The following is a 17510-nucleotide window of genomic DNA, read 5'->3' on the forward strand; positions in this document are numbered from 1 at the left end:
GGCACAGTCGGCGCAATGCTGCGTCTGTTTCGTCCCTTTGCGCGACGCTGGTTCGGTGCCGTCGTCGCGACGCTGTTGCTGTTCGCGCTGGCCATGGCGATCAAAGAACCGCCGCCGCCCGTACTTCGCTTCCGGCTCGCGGTGCTGGATCTGTACCTGCAGCAATTTCCGCGACCGGTGGATCCGGCCAAGTCGGTGCGCATCATCGATATCGATGAGGAAAGCCTGCGCCGTTTCGGGCAATGGCCGTGGCCGCGCACGCAGTTGGCCGAGCTGGTCGATCGCCTCGCAGCGCTGGGCGCCAAGGCGATCGTGTTCGACGTGCTGTTCGATCAGCCCGACCGAACCTCGCCACCGCAACTGGCGCCGTTGCTGGCGCCGCGGCCCGATCAGGCCTCGCTGCGCAACGCGATCGCGGCCCTGCCCGACCACGACAAAATCTTCGCCGGCGCCATCGCCCGTGCGCGCAGCGTCGTGTTGGGATTTTCGTTCGTCGACGAACCGACGCGCGAGACCGAACAGCCGACGCTGAAGACGCGCTTCGACGTACCCAAAAACATTCCGCTGCTGCCGTTGGTCGGCGCGGTGCGCAACCGGCCCGAATTCGAAGCCTCTGCCGCCGGCAACGGGCATTTCAACATGCAGCCCGATCCGGACGGGCTGGTCCGCCGCGTGCCGCTGCTGGCCGAGCTGGTCAATACGCGCGCCCACATCGCCTACCCCTCGATCGACGTCGAAGCGGTGCGGCTGGCGACGGAGGCCGACCGGATTTCACCGATCGCACCCGACGATCGGCTGACGACGCTCAAGATCGGCGGGCTGCGCGTGCCGGTCGAAGCCGACGCGACCAACACGATCGATGGGTTCTTCCGGTTGTGGTTCAGCGACAACAGCAACCACGCACGCTTCGTGCCCGCTTACCGCGTGTTCGAGAACGGTATCGATGCGGGCTTCCTCAAAGGCCGCGTGGTTCTGATCGGGACGTCCGCCAAAGGGCTGCTCGATATGCGCGCAACCCCGATGAACCAGCTTGCAGCGGGCGTCGAAAATCACGCCGAAGCGATCGAGCAGATGCTGTCGGGCCAGTTCATCACGCGGCCCGAATGGTCGTGGCAGATTGAATGCGGCGGGCTGGTCGCGGCCGGGTTGCTGATCATCGTGCTGGCGCAATGGCGCGGCGCGGTGACGGCCGCGATCGCGGGCGGGCTGAGCGTCGGCGGCGCATGCGTCGCCGCCTATCAGCTGTTCGAACGCGACCATCTGATGCTGGATCCGCTGACGCCGTCCTTCGCACTGACGATCGTCTATGCGCTTGCGGCGCTGACCGCGTTCGCACGCAGCGAAGGCGAGAAACGCCATGTGCGCGAAGCGTTTGGACGCTATCTCGCGCCGTCGCTGGTCGAGCGTTTGGCGGCTCATCCCGAACGCCTGCGGCTGGGCGGCGAGATGCGCGATATGTCGATTCTGTTCAGCGACATTCGCGGCTTCACCGCCATGAGCCAGCGCATGGATCCGACCGAGCTGACGGCGCTGCTCAACGGCTATCTGACGCCGATGACCGGCACGGTGCTGGGGCGCGGCGGCACGATCGACAAATATATCGGCGACGCGGTGATGGCGTTCTGGAACGCGCCGCTCGACGACGCAGCGCATGCCGAGAACGCATGCCGTGCAGCGCTGGCGATGCTGGTCGAGCTCGATCGGTTGAACGCGCTCCGCCCGGAGGGGCCGCAGCTCCGCATCGGCATCGGCGTGAATACCGGTCCGTGCTGCGTCGGCAATCTCGGCTCCGAGCAGCGCTTCGCCTATTCGGCGATCGGCGATGCGGTCAACGTCGCGGCACGGCTCGAAGGCCAGACCAAATTCTACGGCGTGCCGATTCTGATCGGCGAAGAGACCCGGCTGCGCGTTCCATCCTTTGCCGCGCTGGAAGTCGATCATCTGCGCGTCGTCGGTCGCGACGAGGCGACACGGCTCTACGCGCTGCTGGGCGACGAGCGCGTGGCAGACGTCAAGTTCACCTCGCTGGCCCAGGCGCACGAACAGATGCTGCAATTCTATCGCGCGCGGCGTTGGGACCAGGCGGCCGAGATTGCGCGCGCGCTGGCCACCGCGTTGCCCGCCATGGCAACCGTGTACGCGACGTACGAAGCCCGCGTACGCGCCTTCGCCGCCGAGCCGCCGCCGCCCGATTGGGACGGAACGGTGATCGCCGACAGCAAATAGGAGGCGCAAGATGGCCGCGAAGAAATCGAAGAAGGACAAGAAGGCGAAGGTGCCGCCGATCCCGCATCTCAGCGACCATCTCTACAAGAAGCAGCTGCACGATCTGCAGGTCGAGCTGGTCAAGCTGCAGCGGCACACGATCAAAAGCGGCGAGCGGATCCTGATTCTGCTCGAAGGCCGCGACGGCAGCGGCAAAGACGGCGCGATCAAGCGCATCACCGAACATCTGTCGCCGCGCGAAACCCGCGTCGTCGCGCTCTCGGCGCCGTCCGATCGCGAGAAGACGCAATGGTACTTCCAGCGCTGGGTGCCGTATCTGCCCGCAGCCGGCGAAATCGTTCTGTTCAACCGCTCTTGGTACAACCGCGCCGGCGTCGAGCGGGTGATGGGGTTTGCCAGCGAGAAAGAGGTCGACGCCTTCTTCGCGACGGTGCCGCAATTCGAAACCATGCTGGCGCAGGACGGAATCCGTCTCTGCAAATACTATCTCGACATCAGCAAGGACGAGCAGAAGGCGCGGATGAAAGCGCGCCGCGACGATCCGCTGAAACAGTGGAAGATCAGCCCGATCGACGCGGTCGCGCTGAAAAAATGGGACGCGTACAGCGCCGCCCGCAACGAGATGTTCGCGCGGACCCATTCCCTGACCTCGCCCTGGACCGTGGTCCGGGCCGGCGACAAGAAGCAGGCGCGGGTGAATCTGATCCGGCACCTGCTGGCGCGGCTCGACTATCCCGGCGCCGACTCAAAACTGGCGGTACCGAACCCCGACATCGTCTTTCCGTACGACGAGCATGCGGTGAAGGCCGGGCTGATCGCACCCTAAGGCCTGACGCCAGGCATGAAAAAAGCGGCCGAAGCCGCCTGAGGAGGACCGACGGACGATATCGCCGTAGTAGGCGACACCGCCCGTCGTTCCAAACCGATCACCCGCGCGAGACAAGGCCCGCGCGGGTCTCGATAGAGTATATCGGCGCGAAGATGCGCACGCGCCGATCTCGCAGAAGCAAAACGAGCCGCGCCTAGGCGCGACTCAATGAATTACTTCTTCTTGCGAGCCGAACGCTTGGTCGCCGGCTTCTTCGCAGCGGCCTTACGAGCGGTCTTCTTGCGACCACCCTTCTTTGCAGCCGACTTGCGAGCCGTCTTCTTGCGACCGCCCTTCTTCGCAGCAGCCTTACGAGCGGTCTTCTTGCGACCACCCTTCTTCGCTGCGGCCTTGCGAGCGGTCTTCTTACGACCGGTCTTCTTCGCGCCCGTCTTACGGGTCGCCTTACGAGCGGTCTTCTTGCGACCGGTCTTCTTGGCACCGGTCTTCTTGGCCGCGGCCTTACGCGTGGTCTTACGACCGCGCTTCGTCGCTGCCTTCTTCGCTGCCGCTTTACGCGTGGTCTTGCGACCGCGCTTCACCGGCGTAGCCGGCGTCGCCGGCGTCGTGCTATCCAAATCAGCCATAAGGGCCCCCCTCTAACGTGTCGTCAGATGAACGCCGCGCTGAAAAATAAGCAGGTGATTCGCGACGTACACGGTTTTCAGCATAGCACATTTGTGAATCTGTCCAGCGCATTCGCGAGTCGCGCGCGGATTTTTGGCGCGTTTTGAGTCGCGCACGCGGTCAAACCGACCGTCGATGACGCGCCGCGCGCGCCGCGAAAACGCACCCGATGACTCCCGACAAATGATCGCGTCGTGAACTGCACGATGCAGCACGCGCACAATGTTCATGCGGATTTTTTTACGGCGCGCGCGCTCACGCGTGACGCGCGCGACGCCGCTTCGTCGGCGCGCGAACGGCGCCGCGACGGCGTCGGCGGGCGGCCGGCGCGAGGGGCAAAAAAAATTTGCGATGGAGGCCGTCACGACCCCGAAAATGAGTCGAAATCGGGTTCCGAAGACGCGTGACGGGGTCTCGATCGCGCGAATCACTCGGCCGTTCGCGCACCCGGAATGACGCTCCATCGCGTCGCAAATTGAATCCATCGGCGACGTGTTTGCACGTCGCGTGCTCGCCGCCTTCGGACGCAACGCGGACACCGTATCGAGCGCCGTCACGACCCGCGCGACCGCCGCGCTGCATCGCGACAACGACACAGACGGATACGAGATGCGGGTCATCGCGCCGATGCGGAACCCAGATCTTGCGGTGGCACGACCCGCACGTGGTGCCGTGACGATGCCGATGCGCGCGCGACGCGCGCGCCCGAAAGCAGGACGTACGTCTGCCGCGAAAGCGACGCGTACGCACGCTCGCGATGCTGCGCGCACCGCAAAAGGAAAACCCCAGGCTCTCGCCTGGGGTTTCCAATCACACCGCACGCGTGCGGTTGCGCGAAGGATCAGCTTTGCGTCGGCAGTGGTTTCCAACCGCCGTTCGTCCACGTGTAGACGAGATAGGCCGGCGTCGTGAGATCGCCTTTCTTGTCGAAGCCGAGCGAGCCCATCACCGTGTCGGCCGGCGCCGCACGCAATTGCTCGGCGACCTTCTTCGCATCCATGCCGTTCGCTTTGGTCGCTGCCTGCGCCCAGGCCTGTACCGCTGCGTACGTGTAGAGCGTGTAGCCTTCGGGCTGATATCCGGCGTCGACGAACTTCTTCACGATCGCCGCATTCTTCGGATCGAGCGTCGGATCGGGACCGAAGGTGAAGAGCACGCCTTCGCCGGCAGCGCCGGTGATGCCCCAGAATTCCTTCGTCGCCATCGCGTCGCCACCGATCAGCACCGTGTTCATGCCCTGCTCGCGCATCTGGCGCACGATGAGGCCGGCTTCGGTGTGATAGCCGCCGTAATAGAGAACTTCGACCTGCGCCTGTTTCAACTTGGTCACGAAGGCCGAGTAGTCCTTCTCACCGGGCGTCACCGTGTCGAACAACACTTCCTGGATGCCGGCCGCGTTGAGCGACTTCTTGGTCTCTTCAGCGAGGCCCTGGCTGTAGGCCTGCTTGTCGTGCGCGATCGCCAGCTTCTTGCCGGCATATTGTTTGCCGATGAACGCAGCGGCGACTTTGCCCTGCTGATCGTCACGACCGCAGACGCGGAACACGGTCGTCTTCTTCGGGTCTTCAGTCAGTTTCGGATTGGTCGATGCGGGCGAGATCTGCACCACGCCGCCTTCGGCATAGACGTCCGACGCCGGGATCGACGAGCCCGAGCAATAGTGGCCGATCACCACCGGCACTTTGTCCGACACCATCGAATTGGCGACTGCGACGGCCTGCTTCGGATCGCAGCTATCGTCGCCGATCTTGAGTTTGAGTTTCTTGCCGAGGACGCCGCCCGACGCGTTCAGATCGGCGATCGCCATTTCGGCGCCGCGCTTGAACTGTTCGCCGAAGGCCGCGTACTGGCCCGTGATTGGCGTCGCGACACCGATCGTGACCTCGCCGCCACCTTTGTCGCCACAAGCCGCGACACCGACCGCGAGCGCGACCGCTGCGACCCACTTCGAGACCTTCATCGTCCGCTCCTCTGTTCGTTTGCAGATGTCAGTGGTGACCAGCGCCGCCGAGATAGGCCTCGCGAACTTCGTCGCTGGCCAACAATTCGGCGCCGGTCCCGGTGCTCTGGATGCGGCCATTCACCAGCACGTACGCGCGGTTGGCAAGCTTGAGCGCCTGGTGCGCGTTCTGTTCGACCAGCAGCACGGTGGTGCCGTGTTCGCGATTGATTTCGGCGATGGCAGCAAAGATCTGGCGCACGATCAGCGGCGCCAGGCCCAGCGACGGCTCATCGAGCAATAACAGTTTCGGTTCGCTCATCAGCGCGCGGGCGATTGCCAGCATTTGCTGCTCGCCGCCCGACAAGGTGCCGGCGCGTTGCGCCTGCCGCTCTTCCAGCCGCGGGAACATCGCGTAGGCGCGCGCAAGATTGCGGTCGAAATTCGCCGCCGGCGCCAGGATCGCGCCGAGCTTCAGATTTTCCAGCACGGTCAGGCGCGGGAAGACGCGGCGGCCTTCGGGCGCCTGCGCGATGCCGAGCCGCGCGATCTCGTGCGTCTTCAGCTGCGAAATATCTTGGCCCAGGAACCGGATCACGCCGTGCCGCGCGCGCGGACTGCCGAAGATGGTCATCAGCAAGGTCGACTTGCCGGCACCGTTGGCGCCGATCAGCGCCACGATCTCGCCCTGGCGGACTTCGATCGACACGCCCTTCAACGCCTCGATCGCGCCGTAGAAGCTGCGGATGTCGGTGAGTTCGAGCATCACGCGGCCTCCGGCTCGCCGAGATAGGCGCGGATGACTGCCGGGTCTTCCTTGATCACCGCGGGCGCTGCATCGGCGATCTTGCGACCGTAATCCAGCACCACGATGTGGTCCGAGATTCCCATCACCATGCCCATGTCGTGCTCGATCAGAAGGATCGCGAGACCATGCTCGTCGCGCAGCTCGCGCAGGAACCGCGCCAGCTCGGCCGTCTCGCTGCCGTTCAATCCCGCCGCCGGCTCGTCGAGGCACAGCAACACCGGTTCGGTGCAAAGGGCGCGAACGATCTCCAGCTTGCGCTGCTGTCCGTAGGGCAGCGATCCCGCCGGCACGTCGGCCGACGCAGTCAGCCCAACCCGGTCGAGCCAGAAGCGCGCGCGTTCGACCGCGTCCTTCTCGGCATTCTTATAAGCAGGCAGGCCGAACAGGCCCGCAATCGAGAACAAGGACGCGCGCTGCAACCGGTTGTGCTGCGCCACGATCAGATTTTCGAGCACGGTCATGCCGGCGAAGAGCCGGATGTTCTGGAAGGTGCGTGCGACTTTGGCGCGGGCCGCGACCTGATGCTTGCGCAGATGCTGCAGCTCGACCGTGCCGCCCGCTTCGCGCTGCAGAATGATGCGGCCATGCGTCGGGTGATAGAAGCCGGTCAGGCAATTGAAGACCGTCGTCTTGCCGGCGCCGTTGGGACCGATGATGGCGGTGATGGCCGAGGCCGACGCGGTGAACGAGACGTCGTTGACCGCCTTCAAGCCACCGAACTGCATCGTCAGATGCTCGACGCTGAGAAGCTTGCTCATGGCGCAGCTCCCAACCTGATCGACGGTTCGCGGCGGCTGATCAGGCCCGACGGGCGCCACACCATGATCGCGACCATCGCAACACCAAAGGCGAGCATGCGGTACTCGGCCAATTGCCGGACCAGTTCGGGCACGCCGATCATCACGATCGCAGCCAGCACGACGCCGAGCTGCGAGCCGACGCCACCCAGCACCACGATGGCGAGGATCACCGCGCTTTCGAGGAAGGAGAAACTTTCCGGGCTGATGAAGCCCTGGCGCACGGCAAAGAAGGCGCCAGCCAATCCGCCCCACGACGCGGCGATGGCGTAGGCCGACAAACGAATGCGTTGCAAGTTCAGCCCCAATGACTGGGCCGCGATCTCGTCTTCGCGCAGCGCTTCCCAGGCACGGCCAAGCGGCAATTTGCGCGAGCGTGCGATGAACGCGTTCACTGCCAGCGCCAACGCCAGGATCACATAGAAAATGAAAATCTGGCGGTGCGACGGATCGAACGAAATGCCGAACAATTCGTGGAAGGCGTGACGGCCGGCATCGGGTGTCGCGGTGAAGTCAGCGACACCGAAAAAGCTAATGCGCGGAATCTGCGCGATGCCCTGGCTGCCGCTGGTGAGCGAGCTCCAATTGATCGCGATCAACCGCGTGATTTCGCCGAAGCCCAAGGTGACGATGGCGAAATAGTCGCCGCGCAAACGCAGGATCGGCCCGCCAACAACTAGGCCCGCAACGGCTGCGCAGAGACCGGCAATCGGCAACGCACCCCAGAAGGACAGGCCGGCTGAAATCGACAGTAGCGCGTAGGCATAGGCGCCGATCGCGAAGAACGCGACATAACCAAGATCGAGCAGACCGGCGAGGCCGACTGTGATGTTCAAACCCCAACCCAGCATGACGTAGGTCAGAACCAGAATCGCAATGTCGAGCAGACGGCGATCGATCACCGGCGTCAGCGGCAGAACCACCAGCAACGCCAGAATCACAAGCGGCGCACGCTTGATTGCGACCGGCGGAATTTTGACGCCGCCGGTGATGCGCCCCGCCAATGTCGGGAAGGCAAGCAACGACGCGCGCAACGCGACGAACAAACCACCGATCGCAAGCGCGGCGCTGAATTCCGGCGCGAAGCGGATGAAAGGGGCTGCGATCGCAACCAGCAGCGCGATCAACGCGACCGGCCGCGGACGTCCGGCTTCGGCAACGCCGAGCGCGAAGCGCCCGAGGAACACCGCCACCGCAAACGCGATCGCTTCGGGAATGCGCGGCCGCAGGATCAGACCGTTGGCGGTCTCGCTGGTCGGCAAGCCGACGATCGGCAGGCACAGAACGAGTGCGACGAAGCCGGCGAGTGCACCGTCGCGCAGCGGCCGAAGCAAAGCTTCGCGCAGAGGGGTGCGCAGCATCAGACTTTCTCGATCATCGGACGGCCGAGCAGCCCTTGCGGCCGCACCGTCAACACGAGAACCAGAATGCCGTAGACGGCGACGTCTTTATATTCGGCTGCGGCATAGCCCGACCAAAACGCTTCGATCAGGCCGATCAACAGCCCGCCCAACATTGCGCCCGGCAGCGAGCCGATGCCGCCCAAAACGGCCGCGGTGAAGGCTTTGATGCCGGCGAGGAAGCCGATGAAGAAGTCGATCACGCCATAATAGAGTGTGACCAGCATGCCCGCGACCGCGGCCAGTGCGGCACCGATCACGAAGGTGGTCGAGATCGTCTTGTCGACATCGATGCCCAGCAGCGACGCCATTTTGAGATCTTGGCTGCAGGCACGTTGGGCGCGGCCGAGCGAGGTGCGCGCGATCAACAAGGTGAAGCCGATCATCAGTACGGTCGTGAAAACGACGATGAAGATCTGCAGCCAGCTGATTGTGACCGCAAAGCCGCCGTCGCCGCCGCCATAGAGCGTGACGCCACCGCGGAGCACCGGTTGGATCGCCTTCGAGCGCGCGCCCTGCGTCAGCTGCACGAAGTTCTGCAGAAAGATCGAAACGCCGATCGCCGAGATCAGCGGCGCCAGGCGCGGCGAATTTCGCAGCGGCCGGTAGGCAACACGCTCGACCGTCCACCCCCAGGCCGCGGTGAAGGTCACCGCAACGACGAGAACGATCACAAGGGTGAGTGGCACCGACGAAAGTCCGATCGCCGAAAGCGCCACAAAGGCGATCAAAGCAAGGAAGGCGCCCAGCATGTAAATCTCGCCGTGGGCGAAATTGATCATGCCGACGATCCCGTAGACCATCGTGTAGCCAATCGCGATCAGCCCGTAGATCGAGCCGAGCACCAGCCCGTTGACGAGCTGTTGGAGAAAATACGCCATCGGCGGCGGAACGTGCACGAACCATGTCCCTCGGGCAATACAGGCCCGCGCAGACCGGGACGCCACGGCTCGACGGGCAATCACCGCTTCGTTTAGCGCTGGTCCATGAAATTCAGCCCCACATCGCTCGTGCTCGCGACGCTGCTCGGTCTTGGCACCACCGAAAGCGCCTCCGCGCAAACCGAAGAGATCATCGTCACCGCGCGCCAACGCGCCGAAAAACTGCGCGATGTGCCGGCTACGGTGACCGTGCTGGATGAACAGACGATCGCGCGGGCGCATATCGATTCGCTGGCCGAAGTCGCGGCCCGCGCGCCCGGTTTTGTAATTTCCGACCCGTTCGGCCGCTTGAACCCGTCCCCTTCGGTACGTGGACTGGTGCAGGCAGGTATTGGTGACGAACCCAATGTGGGCCTGTTCCTCGATGGCACCTATGTCGGTGGCCGTTCGTCGATCAACGGCTTGTTGTTCGATCTCGAACGGATCGAAGTGGTCAAAGGCCCGCAATCGGCACTCTACGGCCGCAACACGTTCGGCGGCGCGATCAACGTGCTGCAAAAGCAGCCGACAGACCAACTCGACGGCTATGTCGAAGGCACGATCGGCACCAAGTCGCGCTACGAGCTGAAAGGTGCGATCGGCGGCCCGATCGTCGACGGCAAAGTGTCGGCGCGCATCGCGGGCGTGTGGCACGATTTCGGCGGCTATTTCCGCAACGAGACCGGCGGCACGTTGGGCGATCAGATGACGCGCGCCGTGACCTTGGCGCTGCGCTTCACGCCGTCCGACTCGCTCGAGATCTTGGCACGCACGACCTATTCGCTCGATCAGGATCAACAGCCGCCGCTCTATCCGTTGCAGCCCAACTGTTCGGCGACGGTGCCGAGCGGCCCGTTCAAACTCTATTGCGGTGAAGTGCCGGAGCGGCGCGGTCCGTTTGCGGTCAACAACTATCCGTACGGGTTGCTGCGCGAGACCGCGCGCCAGACGCTGCGCGTGACGTATTCGCTGGGCGACGTGGCGCTGCGTTCGTTGAGTTCGTTTGCGCAGGATCAATCGAACTTCGTGCGTGACGACGACTACACGCCGACCTTGGATTTCACGCGCCAGCAATCGACCACGCGCAAAGATACGCAGCAGGATCTGCGTTTGCAGAGCGTCGATGGCGGTGCGCTGACCTGGCTTGCGGGCGTCAATTACTACCGCTTCCAGAACGATATCCGGCAGCGCGACATCAACAACTTCGCCGGCTTGCCGCCGACCGGTCCGCGTTCGATCACCACCACGACGGCGCTTGCGACCTACGGTTCCGTGACCTGGCGCGTGCGGCCGGACGTGTCGCTCACCGGCGAACTGCGCTTCTCCGACGAACGCAAAAGCTTTGTCAGCGAAATTCTCGATCGCACCGGAAAGCCGCTCAATCTCGAAGCGCGCTGGACGAGCTGGACGCCAAAATTCGCCGCGACCTGGGACGTGACGCGCGACGCGACTGTGTACGCGTCGGTGGCGCGCGGCTTCAAAACCGGCGGCTTCAACGACATGACCAATCTGTTCGATTCCGAGCGGGCCTATCAGCCCGAGACGAACTGGACCTACGAAGTCGGCACCAAGACGAGCTGGCTCGATCGCCGGCTGCAGGCCGAGCTGTCCTTGTTCTGGATCGATTGGTCGAACCAGCAGGTCAGCGCCTCGAGCGCGGCCGGCCAGAGCCTCAATTTCTACAACACCAATGCGGGCGCCACGACGAGCAAGGGCTTTGAGCTGGCGCTGCGCGCCAAGCCGACCGATCGCTGGTCGGTCGATCTTGGCTACGCCTTCACCGACGCGCGCTTTGATTCGTACCGCGACCCCGACCTGGCCAACGCGGCGGGCTTTGCGCCGACGGGCGACGTCGCGGACCATTTTCTGCCGCGCTATTCGCGGCATCAGGTGGCGGCGAGCACCGAGTATCGCCAGCCGATCGAAGGACTCGGCCGTGACGTCGACGGCTATGTCCGGCTCGAAGGCACCTGGCAGTCCAAGCAATATGCCGAGGCGTCGAACACCGCCTATGTCGGCGACGACACCAAGCTGAACGCACGAATCGGTGCCGTCAGCGGTCCGGTTGAGCTGTCGCTGTGGGTCAAGAATCTGACGGACGACAGCACGCCGCCGGTCGTCATCCGCTTCAACACCCGCCAGCGCAGCACCGCGACGCGCGTCTTCCTGGTTGAAGCGGCGGACGGGCGAACCTTCGGCGCCACGTTGCGCTGGCGTTTTGGCGCCTGAGAGGCTGCGAGCGTCCGGCAACAGTGACGTTTTCGTCACATGCCGGGCGCAGGCTGAATTTTTTTCTTGAAATCAAGGGCGAGAGGGGCGATATGGCCCTCGATCGCTAACGCGCACGTGCCACTGGCCCTTGTCGCTGCCGTTGAGGCCCGACTTGTAGGTTTATGCAACGACGCAACGCGTATCCACCGACCGTCCCTTAAGCAAGGCGGCGTCTTGGAGGGTATGATGTTGAAAGTTGTTGTCGGTGGGCACACGCCCATCCCGATTCCTGTCCGAGCTACGATTCTCGCTGTCACCGCGTGTAGACCCACGCGCTGCGCAGCCTAATCCGCGCCCGCCCTTTCCGCCGCTTTGGAAGACAAGAACCTGGATCGCCCTCGAGGCGAATTGGGAGCCCGTTTGCTATGACCGCTAAAATCGCCCGCTACTTCGCAGAACGACGACCCGCCACGCCTTGCCTGGTGGTGGACCTCGACGTGGTCGAAGAGAATTTCAAAAACCTGCGCAAGGCGCTGCCTGACTCGGCGATCTACTACGCCGTGAAAGCCAACCCCGCGCCTGAGATTCTGGCGCTGCTCGCCCGCCTGGGTTCGAGCTTTGACACCGCCGGCGTCGCCGAAATCGACATGGTCCTGGCCGCCGGTGCTACGCCCGACCGGATCAGCTACGGCAACACGATCAAGAAAGAAGCCGACATCGCGGCCGCGTATGCGCGCGGTGTACGCCTGTACGCGTTCGACAGCGAAGCCGAGCTGGAGAAGATCGAACGCGCCGCGCCGGGCAGCGAAGTCTTCTGCCGCATCCTGACTTCGGGCAACGGCGCCGACTGGCCGCTCAGCCGCAAGTTCGGCTGCGACGTCGCGATGGCGAAGTCGCTGCTGCTGAAGGCGCGCGACATGAACGTCGAGCCGATCGGCGCGTCGTTCCATGTCGGCTCGCAGCAGCGCGATCCGAAACAGTGGGACGAAGCGCTGGCCGCGACCGCCAACCTGTTCCGCGAGCTGGAAGCCGACGGGCTGACCTTGCGCATGGTCAATTTGGGCGGTGGCTTTCCGACCAAGTACAAAAAGTCCGTCCCGACCGCGAAGCAGTACGGCATCGCGATCACCGACGCGCTGCGCCGTCACTTCGGCAACCGGATTCCGGAAACGATCATCGAGCCGGGTCGCGGCATGGTCGGCAATGCGGGCGTGATCCAGACCGAAGTCGTCCTGATCAGCAAGAAGTCGCACAACAAGGACGAGCGCAGCTGGGTGTTCCTCGACATCGGCAAGTTCGGCGGCCTCGCCGAGACGATGGACGAAGCGATCCAGTATCCGTTGGTGGTCAATGGCCGGCAGGGCACGCCCAAGCCGGTGATCATCGCCGGACCGACCTGCGACAGCGCCGACGTTCTGTATGAGAAGGCGGACTATCGCCTGCCGGAAGATTTGGCGATCGGCGACAAGATCGAAATCCTTGCGACCGGTGCCTATACGACGACATACTCGGCCGTGGCGTTTAACGGCTTCGAGCCGCTCAAGGCGCACTACATCTAAGGGAAGCTTCGCGTCCAAAGGACGCTGCCTCGCAAAGTCGAGAGATGGCGGTCACTACGGTGACCGCCATTTTCGTTTCTGCGCTGGCTAGTCGAGCCGCGATGCCATCGCGCGCGCCAGCGCTTCACGCAGGCTGGCTTCATCGAGCGGCTTGGGAAGAATGCCGAAATTCGGCAACGCCTTCATCCGCTCGGCGATCGGGCCTTCGTGAAAGGCGGTCAGGAAGATCACCTTCGGCGCTTGCCGTTCGAAGATCTTGGCGGCTGCTTCGATCCCGTCCATTGGGCCCAGCAGCTTCACGTCCGACAGAATCACCTCGGGCCGGTGCAACTCGGCCATGGTGATCGCTTCGGGGCCGGTGACGCAGACACCGATCACGGTGTAGCCCCAGCTCTCGACCAGCATTTCCAGATGCAGCGCGATGAACGGGTCGTCTTCGACGATCAGCAATTTCACGCGCGGCGCGGTATCGCGATGGTCGTCTTCATCCTCGCCCATGGTGAGCGAGAGGAAATCGGGCGGATCGCCGGGTGCGAACTGGACGCTCACGCAACCTCGCGCACGCTGGTTTCGGGCGCGTTGAACGCAATGACCAGCCGCGTACCTGGTGCAAGATCGACGACCTGCACGTCGGCGCGCAGCGAACGCGCAAAGGAACGAACCAGCCGCATCCCCAGTCCCTGCCCTGTATCGGCACTATCGTCGGTCGTTGCGGGCGACCCTACGCCGTCATCTTCGATGGTCAAGGTGACGCGCAACCCATGCACCTCAAGACGGACGAACACGGCGCCGTGCCGCTGATCGGGAAACGCATGTTTCAGCGCATTCGACAGCGCCTCATTTGCGATCAACGCCAGCGGCGTGCCGAGATCGAGCGCGAATCGCACTTTCTGCGCTTCGACGCGCACCGCAATCCGATCTTCGGCACCGGCCAACGTAACCTGGCTGCGCACCAGACGTTCGAGATAGGGACCGAACTCGACGCCTTCGATTTCATCCTGCTGGTAGAGCTGCTTGTGCAACGACGCCATGGTCTCGATCCGCTGCGCCGCGGCGCGGAATTGCGCCTGCAGCGGCCCACCAACCGCAGCGCCCTGGATCGCAAGCAGGCTCATGATCGTCTGCATGTTGTTTTTCACGCGGTGATGGATCTCGCGCACAAGCAATTCTTTTTCGTCGAGCCCGCGCGCAAGCTCGACCGTGCGTGACGCAACCGCCCGTTCGAGATCGGCGCGGAACTCGGCGTCGATCCGCGCGCGCCGGCGAATGTTGAGCGCGATCGTCATCAGCGCCGTCGACGACAACAGCGCCAACGCCCCATACCCGACGCACGCACGCAGCCAGGCGCGTTCGACCGTGCTGTCGGCAATGCCGGCGACGAGAAAAATCGGCCATGGATCGGCGCGGCGGAATGCATAGGTGCGATCGACGCCGTCGATCGCCGACGTCGCGCGATAGACGCCACGCGCCCCGACGGCAAATCGCCGGAAGCCACTGCTGGCCTGTTCTGCACCGGTGAAGTCGCCGGTCTGCGGCGCGCGTGCCAGCACGACGCCGTCGGCAAGAAACAACGTGGCCGATCCGTCGCGCGGCATGAGCACGTTCCAGAAGGCGGTGAAATAGGTCGGCGCCGCAGTGAGCACTGTCGTCGTGCCGCGCGCTGGATCGCGGCGCGCCAGGGCATAGACCGGCGGCCCTTCTGCTGTCAGCGCCGGACCCGGCGGCGTGACGACGATTGTGCCCGGTGCTGCAGCCGCCGCAGCGGCGGCGGTGATGCGCGCAAAATCGGTCGACGCATGCAGCGCCGGATCGCTGGCGATGCGCACGCGTCCGGCGTTATCGAGCACCAGGATCGCATCGATCTGCGGCAACCGCTGCGCGGTTTGCGCAAAGAAATCCTGAACCGACGCAAGATCGCCACGACCGCTATCGAGATCCGCAACGCGGGTCTCAGCCTGCTCCATCACCAGCGATTCGGTTTCGAACACTTTCTGCGCGTGTTCGTGCAACAGCTCGACAAGCCGGTCGGCGTCACGTTCGGCGTCGCGCAGCAACCGCGTGCGGGTCTCGATTGCCGCAAGCAGAAACAACGCCAGCGGAAGCAGGACGCAAGCAAGAACCAGCAAATCGATCGTGTGGATCGCGCCGGGCTGGCCAGGTTGAAGTGTGTGCGACCGGCGAGCCATGACGCCGAGTGTAGAGAGAGCGCTGCGCGCCCGCCAGAAGCGGCAGCGCTCTTCTCTGTGTGAGGATTAGAAGCGGAAGCCGAGCCGTCCGCCGATCGCCCAATCGCGACCGTCGCTTTTGCCGACCGTGGTTGAACCGCCAAGCGATGCCTGGAACGGCCCCGCCTGCACCAATTCGATCGTTGCGCCGACGCGACCCCACGTGTCGTCATACGCGCCCAACATCGTGTTGGTCGGAATCGTCGATTGCGACACGATCCGCGATGTCAGCGTGCGCGACGTGTCCTGGAAGTCATGTTCCAACGTCGCGACCAAGGTGCTGCGCAGCACTGCACCGCCCAACGCCAAATCGGTCTGTAAAAATCCGCCGCCGTCGCCGCGCACGGACGTCAGGCTTTTCTGTGGATCGACGATCTGCGCCAGGAACGGCAGGCCAGTTTCGGTGTAGCCGTCGATGCGCCCGTTCGAATAGCGCACGCCACCGATCGGTCCGACGCGCACGGCGCCAAAAGGCATCGCGTATTTCGCCGACAGGCCGAAGCCGGTTGTCGATCCATCGGTCTCGCCGCGCGTGTCCAAACCTGCGGCGCCGACCGGCCGCACGATGTTGCGGAATTCGTCACGCGCATAATCGACATAGGCGCTGGCTGCAAAATCACCCGCCACATACGCGGCGTGGAATGCGCCCACGACCGACCGGTAATCGGCCTTGCCGCCGGCGAGATCGAAATCTGCCGAGCCGCTCGACACGCCGATTGCAGCGCCGACCGTCCAGCCGGGCGCGACGCGCCAGTCGAGCGCAACAACGCCCGACCCGGTGTCGTACTCGAAGCCGCGCCGGCCGCGCACGCCGTCGCGCGAACCGTTTCCGTACGTTCCCGAGACGCGCAGCAACAACGGACGGTCGCCCTGGCTCAGCTGCGCTGTTGCGATATTGCCCGACGCCGCGTCAAAGCCGGCGCCGGTGACGATCTGCGCTTCGATCTGGCGGCGCGACACGTCGCCAAGTTCCTGCAAGCCCGCGAACACGGCGGGACCGCTCAATACATGCGCCATCATCGAACCGATCGCGGCGTGCACGTTCGCGGTCGGATGGACCGTGTCCCAGAACAGGAACTGGTTTTGCGTCGCGGTCGAACCGGTGACGCAGCTCGGCACGTTGACGCAAGCCTGGGTGACGTTGACCAGGCCATAGCGCGACGGGTTGGTGGTGAGGTCGTTGAAGATCGCAGCGACGTCGAACGGCACGATGCGCACCGAGTCAGCGCGTTGCTGCAGAATGCCCGCCAAAGCCGCGTTGTAATTCTGCGCGAACAGGCTCGCCAATTGCTGTCCTGCAGGCCCGGCCGCAATCGCGCTCGGCGTGCGGCCCAGATCGGGCAGGTTGGGCACGACGAATTGCGACGCGCCGCTGGCGGTCAGACGACCGAGATTGTCGAGCGTGCTGGTGATTGCGCTGGTGATCGACGATTGCAGCAGCGCCGGCACTTGCGCCGGCGGCGTCGTTGCGGCTGCGCCCAACACGCGCAGCCCATCATTGGCACCGGCGAACACGATGAACAGGTCGCGCGCATCCGCGTTGGGCCGTGCGATCAGAAACCGTTCGATTTCATCCGTCGTGCCCGGCAGACCGGCGGGCACCGCCGTCGTGTTGCCGCGCCCTGCGAATGCACCGCCGACTGCATTGTTGCCGACGGCGGAAAAGCCGAGCAGCCCCGGCAGATATTCGGCGTAGACCGGGCCGTTCGAAAAACGCGACTGGAAATACGGCGCCGGCGGATACGTCACGCCGGTCAGGCGCGGAATGTTGCCGTTGTCGCTGAGACTGTCGCCGAAGACATACAGGCCGCGATACTCGCTGCCATTGTCAGCAAACGCATGCGAGCTGCATGCAAGCGTGGCCGCCAATACGGCAGCATAAACTGTCCGAACCATGGGCGTTTCCTCCGCGTAGGCACACTGCTGGTGC

14 protein-coding genes are annotated in these 17510 nt (G+C 64.2%); 4 read left to right on the plus strand and 10 right to left on the minus strand.

All coding sequences use genetic code 11. The annotated features are described in order from the left end of the window. Nucleotides 1-15 precede the first annotated feature (15 nt). Together TMPK1_RS13505 and ppk2 are read left to right on the plus strand one after the other, a co-directional pair. Nucleotides 16-2226: a CHASE2 domain-containing protein gene (locus TMPK1_RS13505; RefSeq protein ID WP_420243542.1), complete on the plus strand. Its 2211-nt coding sequence runs from the start codon at nucleotides 16-18 to the stop codon at nucleotides 2224-2226. Between the two features lie 10 nt (nucleotides 2227-2236). Then, nucleotides 2237-3052, plus strand: a complete 816-nt coding sequence (ppk2, locus tag TMPK1_RS13510) for a polyphosphate kinase 2 (RefSeq protein WP_420243543.1) — start codon at nucleotides 2237-2239, stop codon at nucleotides 3050-3052. A gap of 215 nt (nucleotides 3053-3267) precedes the next feature. On the opposite strand, the gene TMPK1_RS13515 is transcribed toward ppk2, so the two are convergent. The 7 genes from TMPK1_RS13515 to TMPK1_RS13545 form a co-directional block, all read right to left on the minus strand. Next, complete coding sequence (locus TMPK1_RS13515) at nucleotides 3268-3636, minus strand: hypothetical protein (RefSeq protein ID WP_420243544.1); 369 nt, start codon at nucleotides 3634-3636, stop codon at nucleotides 3268-3270. 57 nt (nucleotides 3637-3693) lie between these two features. After that, nucleotides 3694-4341: a hypothetical protein gene (locus TMPK1_RS13520; RefSeq protein ID WP_420243545.1), complete on the minus strand. Its 648-nt coding sequence runs from the start codon at nucleotides 4339-4341 to the stop codon at nucleotides 3694-3696. 221 nt (nucleotides 4342-4562) lie between these two features. Then, entirely contained in the window at nucleotides 4563-5681 is a 1119-nt protein-coding gene (locus TMPK1_RS13525) for a branched-chain amino acid ABC transporter substrate-binding protein (protein WP_420243546.1), read from the minus strand. A 28-nt stretch (nucleotides 5682-5709) separates the two neighbouring features. Next, the gene (locus tag TMPK1_RS13530) at nucleotides 5710-6426 is read right to left on the minus strand and encodes an ABC transporter ATP-binding protein (protein ID WP_420243547.1); all 717 of its coding nucleotides are present in this window, start codon (nucleotides 6424-6426) and stop codon (nucleotides 5710-5712) included. After that, nucleotides 6426-7226 carry an ABC transporter ATP-binding protein gene (locus TMPK1_RS13535; protein ID WP_420243548.1) on the minus strand — a complete coding sequence of 267 codons (801 nt, stop codon included), beginning with the start codon at nucleotides 7224-7226 and terminating at the stop codon, nucleotides 6426-6428. The genes TMPK1_RS13530 and TMPK1_RS13535 overlap by 1 nt, the downstream gene beginning before the upstream one ends. Next, a complete protein-coding gene (livM, locus tag TMPK1_RS13540; protein WP_420243549.1) occupies nucleotides 7223-8626 on the minus strand; it encodes a high-affinity branched-chain amino acid ABC transporter permease LivM in 1404 nt (467 codons plus the stop codon). Before livM ends, TMPK1_RS13535 begins: the two co-directional genes overlap by 4 nt. Beyond that, nucleotides 8626-9546, minus strand: a complete 921-nt coding sequence (locus tag TMPK1_RS13545; RefSeq protein WP_420243550.1) for an ABC transporter permease subunit — start codon at nucleotides 9544-9546, stop codon at nucleotides 8626-8628. Before TMPK1_RS13545 ends, livM begins: the two co-directional genes overlap by 1 nt. Nucleotides 9547-9651: 105 nt before the next feature. On the opposite strand from TMPK1_RS13545, the gene TMPK1_RS13550 reads away from it, so the two are divergent. Next, entirely contained in the window at nucleotides 9652-11814 is a 2163-nt protein-coding gene (locus TMPK1_RS13550) for a TonB-dependent receptor (protein ID WP_420243551.1), read from the plus strand. Nucleotides 11815-12221: 407 nt separating this feature from the next. Beyond that, nucleotides 12222-13355 carry a type III PLP-dependent enzyme gene (locus TMPK1_RS13555; protein WP_420243552.1) on the plus strand — a complete coding sequence of 378 codons (1134 nt, stop codon included), beginning with the start codon at nucleotides 12222-12224 and terminating at the stop codon, nucleotides 13353-13355. A gap of 87 nt (nucleotides 13356-13442) precedes the next feature. Here the strand turns inward: TMPK1_RS13555 and TMPK1_RS13560 are convergent, their stop codons facing one another. The 3 genes from TMPK1_RS13560 to TMPK1_RS13570 all read right to left on the minus strand — a co-directional run bounded on the left by TMPK1_RS13560 (nucleotide 13443) and on the right by TMPK1_RS13570 (nucleotide 17476). Beyond that, complete coding sequence (locus tag TMPK1_RS13560) at nucleotides 13443-13904, minus strand: response regulator (protein ID WP_420243553.1); 462 nt, start codon at nucleotides 13902-13904, stop codon at nucleotides 13443-13445. Continuing rightward, entirely contained in the window at nucleotides 13901-15541 is a 1641-nt protein-coding gene (locus tag TMPK1_RS13565; RefSeq protein ID WP_420243554.1) for a sensor histidine kinase, read from the minus strand. Before TMPK1_RS13565 ends, TMPK1_RS13560 begins: the two co-directional genes overlap by 4 nt. A 66-nt stretch (nucleotides 15542-15607) precedes the next feature. Next, nucleotides 15608-17476, minus strand: a complete 1869-nt coding sequence (locus TMPK1_RS13570) for an autotransporter domain-containing protein (protein WP_420243555.1) — start codon at nucleotides 17474-17476, stop codon at nucleotides 15608-15610. Nucleotides 17477-17510 lie beyond the last annotated feature (34 nt).

It is taken from the genome of Roseiterribacter gracilis (assembly GCA_018332375.1).
GTDB classification, from domain to species: Bacteria; Pseudomonadota; Alphaproteobacteria; order BOG-932; family Roseiterribacteraceae; genus Roseiterribacter; species Roseiterribacter gracilis.

What these genes read in the sequence shown, in the direction of transcription:
- TMPK1_RS13505 (WP_420243542.1), top strand. Translation starts at nt 16, where the DNA reads ATGCTGCGTCTGTTTCGTCCCTTTGCGCGACGCTGGTTCGGTGCCGTC.
- ppk2 (WP_420243543.1), top strand. Translation starts at nt 2,237, where the DNA reads ATGGCCGCGAAGAAATCGAAGAAGGACAAGAAGGCGAAGGTGCCGCCG.
- TMPK1_RS13520 (WP_420243545.1), bottom strand. Translation starts at nt 4,341, where the DNA reads ATGACCCGCATCTCGTATCCGTCTGTGTCGTTGTCGCGATGCAGCGCG.
- TMPK1_RS13525 (WP_420243546.1), bottom strand. Translation starts at nt 5,681, where the DNA reads ATGAAGGTCTCGAAGTGGGTCGCAGCGGTCGCGCTCGCGGTCGGTGTC.
- TMPK1_RS13530 (WP_420243547.1), bottom strand. Translation starts at nt 6,426, where the DNA reads ATGCTCGAACTCACCGACATCCGCAGCTTCTACGGCGCGATCGAGGCG.
- TMPK1_RS13535 (WP_420243548.1), bottom strand. Translation starts at nt 7,226, where the DNA reads ATGAGCAAGCTTCTCAGCGTCGAGCATCTGACGATGCAGTTCGGTGGC.
- livM (WP_420243549.1), bottom strand. Translation starts at nt 8,626, where the DNA reads ATGCTGCGCACCCCTCTGCGCGAAGCTTTGCTTCGGCCGCTGCGCGAC.
- TMPK1_RS13545 (WP_420243550.1), bottom strand. Translation starts at nt 9,546, where the DNA reads ATGGCGTATTTTCTCCAACAGCTCGTCAACGGGCTGGTGCTCGGCTCG.
- TMPK1_RS13550 (WP_420243551.1), top strand. Translation starts at nt 9,652, where the DNA reads ATGAAATTCAGCCCCACATCGCTCGTGCTCGCGACGCTGCTCGGTCTT.
- TMPK1_RS13555 (WP_420243552.1), top strand. Translation starts at nt 12,222, where the DNA reads ATGACCGCTAAAATCGCCCGCTACTTCGCAGAACGACGACCCGCCACG.
- TMPK1_RS13565 (WP_420243554.1), bottom strand. Translation starts at nt 15,541, where the DNA reads ATGGCTCGCCGGTCGCACACACTTCAACCTGGCCAGCCCGGCGCGATC.
- TMPK1_RS13570 (WP_420243555.1), bottom strand. Translation starts at nt 17,476, where the DNA reads ATGGTTCGGACAGTTTATGCTGCCGTATTGGCGGCCACGCTTGCATGC.